General features: G+C 63.8%; 12 protein-coding genes, 1 tRNA gene and 1 pseudogene. 9 read left to right on the plus strand and 5 right to left on the minus strand.

Annotated features, from left to right (window positions below; genetic code table 11):
* The first annotated feature begins 307 nt into the window (after nt 1–307).
* The 5 genes from PF446_RS07850 (at nt 308) to PF446_RS07870 (ending at nt 4,544) form a co-directional block, all read left to right on the plus strand.
* Nucleotides 308–1,264, plus strand: a complete 957-nt coding sequence (locus PF446_RS07850) for a LysR substrate-binding domain-containing protein (protein ID WP_298070835.1) — start codon at nt 308–310, stop codon at nt 1,262–1,264.
* 166 nt (nt 1,265–1,430) lie between these two features.
* Nucleotides 1,431–1,850 carry a rubrerythrin family protein gene (locus PF446_RS07855; RefSeq protein ID WP_298070837.1) on the plus strand — a complete coding sequence of 140 codons (420 nt, stop codon included), beginning with the start codon at nt 1,431–1,433 and terminating at the stop codon, nt 1,848–1,850.
* A gap of 130 nt (nt 1,851–1,980) precedes the next feature.
* Nucleotides 1,981–3,324 (plus strand): heterodisulfide reductase-related iron-sulfur binding cluster, encoded by a 1,344-nt coding sequence (locus tag PF446_RS07860; RefSeq protein ID WP_298070838.1) that lies wholly within the window; start codon nt 1,981–1,983, stop codon nt 3,322–3,324.
* 37 nt (nt 3,325–3,361) lie between these two features.
* Entirely contained in the window at nt 3,362–3,943 is a 582-nt protein-coding gene (locus tag PF446_RS07865) for a DUF3501 family protein (RefSeq protein WP_298070839.1), read from the plus strand.
* A 1-nt stretch (nt 3,944) separates the two neighbouring features.
* Nucleotides 3,945–4,544, plus strand: coding sequence for a hypothetical protein (locus PF446_RS07870; RefSeq protein WP_298070841.1), 600 nt, complete (start codon nt 3,945–3,947; stop codon nt 4,542–4,544).
* Nucleotides 4,545–4,560: 16 nt separating this feature from the next.
* On the opposite strand, the gene PF446_RS07875 is transcribed toward PF446_RS07870, so the two are convergent.
* On the minus strand, nt 4,561–5,082 hold the full coding sequence (locus PF446_RS07875; protein ID WP_298070842.1) for an adenine phosphoribosyltransferase: 522 nt from the start codon (nt 5,080–5,082) through the stop codon (nt 4,561–4,563).
* A 67-nt stretch (nt 5,083–5,149) separates the two neighbouring features.
* Complete coding sequence (locus tag PF446_RS07880) at nt 5,150–5,422, minus strand: DUF2007 domain-containing protein (RefSeq protein WP_298070845.1); 273 nt, start codon at nt 5,420–5,422, stop codon at nt 5,150–5,152.
* Nucleotides 5,423–5,541: 119 nt separating this feature from the next.
* Between PF446_RS07880 and PF446_RS07885 the strand changes: the two genes are divergently transcribed.
* The 4 genes from PF446_RS07885 to PF446_RS07900 all read left to right on the plus strand — a co-directional run bounded on the left by PF446_RS07885 (nt 5,542) and on the right by PF446_RS07900 (nt 9,439).
* A complete protein-coding gene (locus PF446_RS07885; RefSeq protein WP_298070847.1) occupies nt 5,542–7,269 on the plus strand; it encodes a glutamine--tRNA ligase/YqeY domain fusion protein in 1,728 nt (575 codons plus the stop codon).
* Nucleotides 7,266–8,327 carry a 23S rRNA (cytidine(2498)-2'-O)-methyltransferase RlmM gene (rlmM, locus tag PF446_RS07890; RefSeq protein ID WP_298070848.1) on the plus strand — a complete coding sequence of 354 codons (1,062 nt, stop codon included), beginning with the start codon at nt 7,266–7,268 and terminating at the stop codon, nt 8,325–8,327. Before PF446_RS07885 ends, rlmM begins: the two co-directional genes overlap by 4 nt.
* Nucleotides 8,328–8,434: 107 nt before the next feature.
* Nucleotides 8,435–9,133 carry a VTT domain-containing protein gene (locus PF446_RS07895; RefSeq protein ID WP_298070850.1) on the plus strand — a complete coding sequence of 233 codons (699 nt, stop codon included), beginning with the start codon at nt 8,435–8,437 and terminating at the stop codon, nt 9,131–9,133.
* A 117-nt stretch (nt 9,134–9,250) separates the two neighbouring features.
* Nucleotides 9,251–9,439: a hypothetical protein gene (locus tag PF446_RS07900; RefSeq protein WP_298070852.1), complete on the plus strand. Its 189-nt coding sequence runs from the start codon at nt 9,251–9,253 to the stop codon at nt 9,437–9,439.
* A gap of 35 nt (nt 9,440–9,474) precedes the next feature.
* On the opposite strand, the gene PF446_RS07905 is transcribed toward PF446_RS07900, so the two are convergent.
* From PF446_RS07905 to PF446_RS07915, 3 genes and pseudogenes are all read right to left on the minus strand, one after another.
* Nucleotides 9,475–9,550 (minus strand) — tRNA-Lys (locus PF446_RS07905).
* An 82-nt stretch (nt 9,551–9,632) separates the two neighbouring features.
* The gene (queC, locus tag PF446_RS07910; protein ID WP_298070854.1) at nt 9,633–10,319 is read right to left on the minus strand and encodes a 7-cyano-7-deazaguanine synthase QueC; all 687 of its coding nucleotides are present in this window, start codon (nt 10,317–10,319) and stop codon (nt 9,633–9,635) included.
* A 102-nt stretch (nt 10,320–10,421) separates the two neighbouring features.
* Nucleotides 10,422–10,799 (minus strand): annotated as a pseudogene (locus PF446_RS07915) (7-carboxy-7-deazaguanine synthase QueE); the annotation flags it as partial.

Genomic DNA, 10,799 nt, shown 5'->3' on the forward strand with positions numbered 1-10,799 from the left:
TCCGGCGTCAGCCATGCGGGATTGTTGCTGTCGCTCTCGGGACCGTTTCGCGGCAAATCGCACGCCCTTGCCGACAGCCTGAAGTTCATCGATGCGCACAGCCTGGACAAGCGGGTTCCGGTGCGCGCGCGCTGAACGCATCTGTCATGCGGACCCTTCGGCCACAACATCCGTGCCGCAGGACAGCTCCCGGATGGGTCCATCTGGAGCCAGCGGCCTGACAGTGCGAGAAGACCGTATTCCATTCGTTTTGAAGATCAATTTCATGCTATGGATAGTAATCATCTATCGCATGCCGTGATCCCCCATGAATCTCCGAGACCTGCACTACCTGGTGGCCCTGGCCGAGCACTGTCATTTCGGGCGGGCGGCCGAAGCGTGTTTTGTCAGCCAGCCCACGCTTTCAACCCAGATCCGCAAGCTCGAGGAGGAACTGGGCGTGACCCTGGTGGAGCGCACGCCACGCAAGGTCCTGCTGACCGACGTGGGGCGCGAGATCGCAGCGCGCGCACGTGACGTGATCCACGAAACCGACCAGATCCGCGCCATTGCCCGACGCACCCTGGATCCTGAATCGGGTACGGTGCGACTGGGTATCTTTCCGACACTGGGTCCGTACCTGCTGCCGCACGTGGTGCCGATGTTGCGCCAGACGTTCCCGCGTCTTGAACTGCTGCTGGTAGAGGAAAAGACCGAAGTGGTCCTGCAGCGCCTGCGCGAAGGCAAGCTGGACGCGGGCATCCTTGCCCTGCCCCTGCACGAAGAAAGCCTGCACGTGGAGTTTCTGTTCGAGGAGCCGTTCCTGCTGGCGGTACCCGAAGGGCACGCCCTTGCCGAACGCAAGCGTCTGCGGCTGTCCGACCTGGCCCATGAGAGCCTGCTGCTGCTGGAGGACGGTCATTGCCTGCGTGACCAGGCGCTGGAGGTATGCCAATTGTCCGGCGCCGGCGAACGCACCGGCTTTCGCGCCACCAGCCTGGAAACCCTGCGTCAGATGGTGGCCGCCAACGTTGGCATCACGCTGCTGCCGACCCTGGCGGTCAACCCGCCGGTGGCCCGGGTCGAGAACATGCGGCTGATCGAGTTCGGCGGCCACTCGCCGCATCGTCGCGTGGCCATGGCCTGGCGCAAGAGCACCGCGACCGACGCCTTCCTCAAGCGTCTGGCCCATGTCCTGCGCCAATTGCCACCCCATCTGCTGAATGCACATGCCTCGGCGCTGCAGGCCCGCGCGACGGCCACGGACAAGACTCCACGTCCCTGACACCAGCTACGACAGTGCCGCTGCACTGGCATGATAGTCAAAAGCTATCAAATAGATAAAAACAATCAATTTCATTACTGTATTGAAGCGCGCTAACCTTACTGAGCAGCGGGGTTCGATAAACGCCCGCGCATCCCTCCGCATGTCACATCCAAGAGGTGAAAGTATGAGCAGTCTCAAAGGCTCCAAGACCGAGAAGAACCTGAAAGACGCGTTTGCCGGCGAGTCGATGGCCAACCGTCGCTACCTGTATTTCGCATCCAAGGCCGACGTGGAGGGCTACAACGACATCTCCGCCGTCTTCCGCTCCACCGCCGAGGGCGAAACCGGCCATGCGCATGGCCATCTGGAGTACCTCGAGGAAGTCGGTGACCCGGCCACGGGCCTGCCGTTCGGTGGCACCGAAGCCAACCTTAAAAGTGCCGTAGCCGGCGAGACCCACGAGTACACCGACATGTACCCGGGCATGGCCAAGGATGCACGCGAGGAAGGCCACGACGAGATCGCCGACTGGTTCGAAACGCTGGCCAAGGCCGAGCGCTCGCATGCCAACCGCTTCCAGAAAGCGCTGGACGAAATGCAGTAAGCAGGAAGGCACCTCTGCGGCGCCGGCAAGGCGCGGCGTCGCAGACCTCAATTTTCGGACCCGACGACCCACGGCATGCCGGGCCCCGTTCGGTGCCGTTCGGATCGCCACCACCACCGGGGAAACACGCATGGCCGAGGACATCCACTCCAACCGCGAAGGTAACCTGGAGGCACCCACCCGCCATCCGCTTGACTGGATGAACGAGGAATTCTGGGACCAGGATGCGCTGGACGCCGAGCTCGAGCGCGTGTTCGACATCTGCCACGGCTGCCGTCGCTGCGTGAGCCTGTGCCACGCCTTTCCAACGCTGTTCGACTTGATCGATGAATCCGAGACACTGGAGATCGACGGGGTCGACAAGGCCGACTACGGCAAGGTCACCGAGCACTGCTATCTGTGCGACCTGTGCTACCAGACCAAGTGTCCCTACACCCCGCCACACCCCTGGAATGTTGATTTTCCGCACCTGATGCTGCGCGCCAAGGCGGTGAAGTTCCGCAAGGAAGGCGCGCCGATGAAAGCCAGGGTGCTGTCCAGCACGAGCACGGTAGGCAAACTGGCCTCGATCCCCGTGGTGGTCGAGGTAGTCAACGCCGCCAACCGCAACGCCACCGCCCGCAAGCTGCTGGAAAAGACCCTGGGCGTGCACCGCGATGCCGGCGTGCCCGCCTACCAACACCCCAGCGCGCGCAAGCGGCTGGCCGGACGGGATGGTGCGGGCGAAGCGCTGCCGGCCGGACGCACCAGTGGCAAGGTTGCCGTGTTCGCCACCTGCTACTGCGACCATTCCATGCCGGAGGTGGTCGAGGACCTGGTTGCCGTTCTGGAACACAACAAGGTGCCCGTGCGCATGGTTGAAAGCGAGCAGTGCTGCGGCATGCCCAAGTTCGAGCTGGGCGATCTGGATACCGTGAAGAAGTACAAGGAACAAAATATTCCGGTGCTGGCGAAGATGGCCCGTGAGGGCTGGGACTTCATCGCAGCCATTCCTTCGTGCGTGCTGATGTTCAAGCAGGAGCTGCCACTGATGTTTCCGGACGACGCGGATGTGGCGCTGGTGCGCGACCACTTCTACGACCCGTTCGAATACCTGTCCGAACGCAACAAGGACGATCGCCTGGCCACCGACTTCAACGCGCCGCTGGGCAAGGTCACCTGGCAAGTCGCCTGCCATCAGCGGGTGCAGAAGATCGGCCCGAAGACGCGCGAGATCCTGGAACTGGTGCCGGATACCGAGATCACCACCATCGAGCGCTGCTCCGGCCACGACGGCACCTACGGCGTGAAGCTCGAGACCTATGCGATATCACGCAAGATCGCCAAGCCGGTGGAACGACGCGTGACCCAGTCGGAACCGGACCATTTCACCAGCGACTGTCCCATGGCCGGCAATCACATTGCCCACGGACTGGACGAGAAACCGACCAACGAGCATCCACTCAGCCTGTTGCGCAAGGCCTACGGCATCTGATCATCCAGTACAAAAGCCATAAACAAGGAAGAAAACCATGAAGCCACTCACCCGCAACGACCTGCTCAGCCTGGAAGCCTACGCCGGCGAGCGCAGCGATTTCCGCCAACGCGTACTGACGCACAAGAAAACGCGCAAGGTGCGACTGGGCGAGCACTTCACGCTGCTTTTCGAGGATCGCCTGACCATCCAGTACCAGATCCAGGAAATGCTGCGCGTGGAAAGGATTTTCGAGTTCGAGGGCATTGAAGACGAGCTCGCGGCCTACAATCCGCTGATTCCCGACGGCAACAATCTCAAGGCAACCTTGCTCATCGAGTATGCTGATCCGGAAGTGCGCAAGCGCGAGCTGGCCAAGTTGCGCAACGTCGAGGACCACATCTATCTGCAGGTCGGCGACATGGACAAGGTCAAGGCCATCGCTGACGAGGACATGCAGCGAAGCAACGAGGACAAGACCTCGGCCGTGCATTTCATGCGTTTCGAACTGGACCCGGAAATGCGGAAGGCCTGGAAGGATGGTGTCGCAGTCCACCTCGGCAGCGACCACGACTACTACGGCGCCCATGTGAAACTCGACGACGCCCAGCACGCTGCCCTGATGGCGGATTTCGACTGACATGCGCCGCCCGGTCCTGCTGGTGCTGGTTGTGCTGGCACTGTGGGGCCTGCTGCACTGGATCACTCGCGGCACAGGGCAGACCACCCCGCCTGGAGTGCTGGTGACCGATGCTCCACGGCAAGATCCGATATCCGGGCCACTGCAGCGCATCCGGGTGGGCAAGTTCATTCTAACTGCGCGTGCCACCTACCGCATGCGCGCACGGGTGCTCTCGCGGGAGGACTACAGCCTGGACGCCGGCGCTGTGCTGGCCCCGGTGGACCTGGCCGTGGGCTGGCAGCGCATGTCCGACAGCGCCGTGCTCAAACACATCCGTATTCGCCAACACGGGCGCTTCTATTTCTGGAGTACCGCCAAATATCCGATCCCGCGTCGGCAGATCGAGACCGAGAGTGCGAACATGCACATCATTCCCGCCAACGAAGAGGTCCGGCGGACACTGGACAAGGTGCATGCCGGACAGGTGATCGGTCTTTCCGGGGAACTGGTGGATGCGAACGGCCCCGGCGGCATGACCTGGCGCACCTCGCTGACCCGCAACGATACCGGCGGCGGTGCCTGCGAACTGTTCTATGTGCAATCGCTCACGCTGCAGTAAAACCGGATCCATGTCATCAGTCGTAGCACACCAGCGCATGCAGGGGCGCGGCGCAATGCCAGTTTGCGCGGCCGTGCAGGGATGCCAGCTCGATGACCACCGCAGCACCACACAGATCGGCGTCCAGGCGATCCATCAGCTCGACGGCGGCAGCGAGCGTCCCGCCGGTGGCCAGCACGTCATCGACCAGCAATACGCGCTCGCCGGGCCTGACCGCATCGGTGTGAACCTCCAGACGATCCTGGCCATACTCCAGCGCGAAATCGACGCCCACCGTGGCTGCCGGCAGCTTGCCCGGCTTGCGCAGCGGCACGAACCCGGCCCCCAGCGATTGCGCCAGGGCAGCACCGAAGATGAAGCCGCGCGCCTCGATGCCGCATACGGCCTGGATCCCCGATTCCCGCCAGGGGGCGGCCAGCGATTCCACGCAGCACCGCATGCCATCGGCATGGGCCAGCAAGGGAGTGATGTCCTTGAAGGTGACCCCGGCCTTCGGGAAATCGGCCACGTCACGGATCAGCGATCGCAGTTCGTGCATCGGAGCGCGATTCCCGGAGAAGTACTGGAAGGCATGGACCGGACGCCCGGCAGCGGACGGACAGCGTTCAGATCGGGGCCGGAAGACTGTTCCAGGATGCATCGTCCTCTACTGCTTCGCGCGCCTGGCAGAGCATGGCCTCGATGCCACGCACCACCGGCAGGGCCGCCTCGATGCACACATCGGGCACGGCCACGCTGATGAAATCGCGGGCTGGCAGTTGGCCCACTCCGCCGATCAGGTGCTCTCCGGCGATGAAGGCGGGGATCTGGGCATGCTCGAGCGCGTCCTTGACCAGATGCGCATCAACCAGGGATTCGGCGTGATAAACGGTATGCATGACTTCACGCTACTCGCGCACGTGCAGGTGCGCAAGCCGCATGGGCCACGATCTCACGACAGGCACTGCTGGTGCGCTAAACTGTAACGCTTTGCACGCACCCGACGAGTGAGCGCCCGATGGCGAGCGAAACCGCACCGACCCAGCACTTCATCCGCCAGATCGTCCGCGAGGATGTGGACTCCGGTGCGCAGCCGGTGATCCGCACCCGTTTCCCGCCGGAACCCAACGGTCACCTGCACATTGGCCACGCCAAGGCGATCTGCCTGGATTTCGGCATTGCTGCCGAATTCGGTGGCATGTGCAATCTGCGTCTGGACGACACCAATCCGGGCAAGGAACTGCCGGAATTCGTCAGGGGCATCCAGGACGACGTGCACTGGCTGGGTTTCGAGTGGGCCGAACTGCGGCATGCCTCGGACTATTTCGAGGTGTTCTACCGCGCTGCCGAGAAGCTGGTTTGCGACGGCGTGGCCTATGTCGATGATCTGGACGCCGGGCAAGTGCGCGAATTCCGCGGCACCCTTACCGAGCCCGGCCGCAATTCGCCCTTCCGCGAGCGTGGCGTGGATGAAAACCTCGACCTGTTCCGGCGCATGCGCGCGGGCGAATTCGGCGACGGTGAAAAGACCCTGCGCGCGAAGATCGACATGGCCTCGGGCAACATCAACCTGCGCGATCCGGCAATCTACCGGATCCGCAAGCAGACCCATCAGAATACCGGCGATCGCTGGCCGATCTATCCGATGTACGACTTTGCGCATTGCCTGTCGGACGCTATCGAGGGCATCACGCATTCGTTCTGCACGCTCGAATTCGAGGACCATCGTCCGCTGTACGACTGGTTCGTCGATCATGTGGACCTGGCCGGTCACCTGGAGCTGGTGCAGCCGCTGCTGGACGCCGGCATGCCATGTGCGCCGAGCAAGCCGCGCCAGATCGAATTCGCGCGCGGCAACCTCACTTACACGGTCATGAGCAAGCGCAAGCTTACCGAGCTGGTCAACGAGGGCCGGGTCAGCGGATGGGACGATCCGCGCATGCCGACCCTGTCCGGCGCCCGGCGTCGCGGGTTCCCCCCCGAAGCCCTGCGCAGCTTCTGGGAACGCATGGGCGTGAGCAAGCAGAACAGCAACATTGATTTTGGCGTGCTGGAGGCCTGTGTGCGCGAGGAGCTCGATGCGCGCGCCCACCGCCGCATGGCCGTCACTGAACCCTTGAAGCTGGTGCTGGCCAATCTGCCCGAGACACACGAGGAAATCGTCGAATTCCCCAACCATCCTAAGGACGAGAGCCTGGGTACCCGTGCGCTGCCGTTCTCGCGCACGCTGTGGATCGAGCGCGGCGATTTTGCCGAGGTCCCGCCCAAAGGCTTCAAGCGCCTGGTCCCGGAAGGCGAAGTGCGCCTGCGCGGTATCGGCATCATCCGCTGTGATGCGGTCATCAAGGATGGGCAGGGCGAGGTCGTCGAGCTGCACTGCAGCCTCGACCCGGCCACGCGCCCGGAGGGCACCGAGACCAACCGCAAGGTCAAGGGCACGATCCACTGGGTCAGTGCAGCCCACGCGATCGAGGCGGAGATACGACTTTTCGATCGACTGTTCGATACGGAAAACCCGGGCGAAGAGAAGGATGGCACGTCGTTCAAGGACAACCTCAATCCCGACGCCAAGCGCGTGATCCGGGGGTATGTGGAACCCGCCGCTGCCGAAGCCGCTCCTGAGAGGCACTGGCAGTTCGAGCGACTGGGCTACTTCGTTGCCGACCGCCACGACCACACGCCGGAGAAGCCGGTATTCAACCGCACGGTCAGCCTGCGCGACACCTGGGCCCGGAAATCCCGGTGAGTGATCCGGCGCACCATCGCTTGCTGGCGTGGTGCCGCCCCGGATTCGAGGGCGAGTGTGCACAAGAGCTGAGCAAACACGACACCCTGCATGGGGGTGGGGGATATGCACGCGCCGAGCGCGGCAGCGGTTTCGTTGAATTCGAGACCTTGGACGAGTCCGCCGCGAAGCGCCTGATGCTCACGCCCGGACCACGCGGCATGATCTTCGCGCGCCAGTTGCTGCATGTCATCGGCAGCGTCGACGATCTCCCGCGGGAGGATCGACTTGGCGTACTGATGCCGTTTGTCGAAGCCGATGAGCGCGATTGGTGCGATGTGTGGGTCGAGTCCCCCGACGGCGATTCGGGACGCGAGCTGAGCGCACTGTGTCGCGCTCTCAATGCCGCACTGGTCACGCGCATGAAAAGCGAGAAACGACTCGATCGCGGCAGTCCATGGCGTTTGCATGTGGCTCTGCTCTCGCCGACCCGGGCGCGCGTGGCCGTTTCCAACACGGCCGCAAGCGGTCCATGGCCGGGCGGAATTCCACGCCTGCGCCTGCCGCGCGCCGCGCCCAGTCGTTCCACGCTCAAGCTGGAAGAGGCCTTCCTCACGCTGCTCGACGACACCGAACGCGGTGCCTGGCTGCAACCCGGGCAGACTGCGGTCGACCTTGGCGCTGCGCCGGGAGGCTGGACCTGGCAACTGGTGCACCGCTCGATTCGCGTGCAGGCCATCGACAACGGACCCATGGATCCCCAACTGATGGCCTCGGGCCTGGTCGAGCATCTGCGCGTGGATGGCTTCCGCTACCGTCCGCCACGTCCGGTGGACTGGCTGGTCTGCGACATGGTCGAACAGCCTCGCCGCGTGGCGGCACGCATGGCCGAATGGCTGGCCAACGGCTGGTGCCAGCAGGCGGTGTTCAACCTCAAGCTGCCGATGAAGAAACGCTTCGACGAGGTTTGCCTGTGCATGGATCTGCTGCGTGACGCCTGCGAGGGTCCGCTGGACCTGCGCGCCCGCCAGCTCTATCACGACCGCGAGGAAATCACCGTCTTCGCGCGGCGCGGCTGAACCATGGCAGTGTCATGCCGCCATCTGCAAGCGCCCTGGTTCCGTCACCTTGCAAGCGCATTGCACTTAGACTGGCGGACAAACCGAATGCCGGAGAACGGATGCCCGTGAACCGCCTGCGCGCCGCCCTGCCCCTGCTGTTGCTGCTGACCACCGGCCTGGTGCTGTTTTTCGCCGGCATGGGCGACCACCTCTCGCTGGCGCGCCTGGCCCGGGATCATGCCGACCTGCTGATGGCGGTACGCATGCATCCCTGGCTTTCGCGAATCGCCTACGTCGGCCTGCTGACCCTGGTCACCTCCACCGGTGTTCCCGGGAGCCTCATCGTGATCGTCGCCGGTGGCCTGGTATTTGGTGAAATCGAGGGGGTGCTGCTGTCCTCGATTGGTCTGCTGCTGGGTTCGCTGCTGCTTTTCCTGGCCGGCCGGTACGCCTTCGGCGGCGGGCACAAGCCCGCCCCGCGACTTGTCGAGCGGCTACGCCACGGCTATGCGGCACACCCGGTCAATTACACGTTTTTCCTGCGTTTCGTGCCGGTGTTCCCGTTCGGCGCCATCAGCGTGGCGTTGGCCTGGCTGCGTTGCCCGATGTGGCTTTTCCTGCTGGCCACCTTCCTGGGCGGCTCGACCATGCTGATCTTCGAGACCGCCATCGGCGCCGACCTCGGCCACAGTATGAAGCACGGCGCAGAACTGGGATGGCATATGCTTTTTTCCCAGCAACTGCTGCTGCCACTCACCGCACTCGCCCTGCTGGCCCTGTTGCCGCTGGCCATGCATCGCCGGCAGCAACGCAAGCGGGACTAGTGCAAAAGGGGTTCGCTTCCGGTACGGGTGTTCATGCAGTTGTCACCCATCGGGCAAGGCATTGCAATCTTCGCGACCGATACTGCGCATCCCGAAGGATGCCCAAGGATCGGTGACATGTCCCGCTCGATTGATTGCCATCACGCATCGCGTCAGGCCGCCATGTGGCGGCGCCTGGCCGAACAATGCCAGCAAAGCGGCGACCACGACCTGGCAAAGGAGGCCATGAAGCTTTGCTTCCATTACCGCAACCGGGTGAACCTCGTCGAGGCCCGAAAGGCGCGGCCCGAGCCCTGCGACTCGTGACGCACGACAGCAGCGCAATCGATCAAGCGTGGAAATGGTGGGCCGTGTCGGATTCGAACCGACGACCATCGGATTAAAAGTCCGGTGCTCTACCAACTGAGCTAACGGCCCATTTCCGGAGCATGGTGCTGCGTGAATGCACGCGGGCGCAAGGGCCTCCACGTGAGCCGGCGATTCTACCTGCTTGCGTGCCTCAACGGTAGTGCGTGGGGTCGTCGAGACCGGCTTCGGCGAAGCCCTGCGCGCGCAGGCGGCAGGCATCGCAGTGACCACATGCGCGTCCTTCGCCGTCGGCCTGGTAGCAGCTCACCGTCTGCCCGAAGTCCACGCCCAGGCGCAAACCCTCGCGCACGATGTCGGCCTTGCTCATCTTCATCAATGGCGCATGCACATGCATGGGGTGGCCCTCGACGCCGGCCTTGGTGGCCACGCGCGCCAGTTGCTGGAAGCCCTCGATGAACGCCGGCCGGCAATCGGGGTATCCGGAGTAGTCCACCGCGTTGACGCCGCAGAAGATGTCGCCGGCATCAAGCACCTCGGCCCAGCCCAGCGCGATCGACAACATGATGGTGTTGCGCGCCGGCACATAGGTGACCGGGATGCCATCTCCGCCCTGCTCTGGCACATCGATGTCGGCGGTCAAGGCCGAGCCGCCGATGCTCCGCAAGTCCACCGTGACGGTCTTGTGGTCGTCCACGTCACGCATGGCGCATACGCGGGCGGCCGCCTGCAGCTCCGAATGGTGGCGTTGTCCATAGGCCACGCTCAACGCATGCACGGCAAATCCGCGCTCCTGGGCCAGCGCCACGACCACGGCCGAATCCATGCCGCCGGAGACCAGCACGACGGCATTGCGCCTGGAGGGGGGAGATTCACTCATGTCGGATAGTTTCAGTGCAGGAACAGCGGACCATTATCGGTCCTGTGGCGACGTCATGCACGCGAACGTGGCGCATGCAACCTGCCTGCCGCAGCCGTGGACTCAGTGACCGGGCGAGTCGCCCCAGAGTTGCTTGTGCATCTGCACCTGGAGCCGGACGTTCAGGCGTTCGGAAAGTATCCATTCGGCAAGCGTGCGTGGATGCAGCTTTCCATGCACCGGCGAGAACAGCACCATGCATCGAGCGTCCAGCCCATGCTCGTTCATCACGGCCCGTGCCCAGTCAAAATCCTCTCGATCGGCGAGCACGAACTTGACCTGGTCGCGCTGGCGCAGGTGGGCCAGGTTGCTCCAGAGATTGCGCTCCGATTCACCCGACCCCGGCGCCTTGAGGTCCATGACCTTGCGTACCCGCGGGTCGACTTCGGCCACGTCGAGTGCGCCGGACGTCTCCAGTGAGACCTCGTGGCCGGCGTCACA

Source organism: Oleiagrimonas sp., from assembly GCF_027858935.1.
Lineage (GTDB): Bacteria > Pseudomonadota > Gammaproteobacteria > Xanthomonadales > Rhodanobacteraceae > Oleiagrimonas.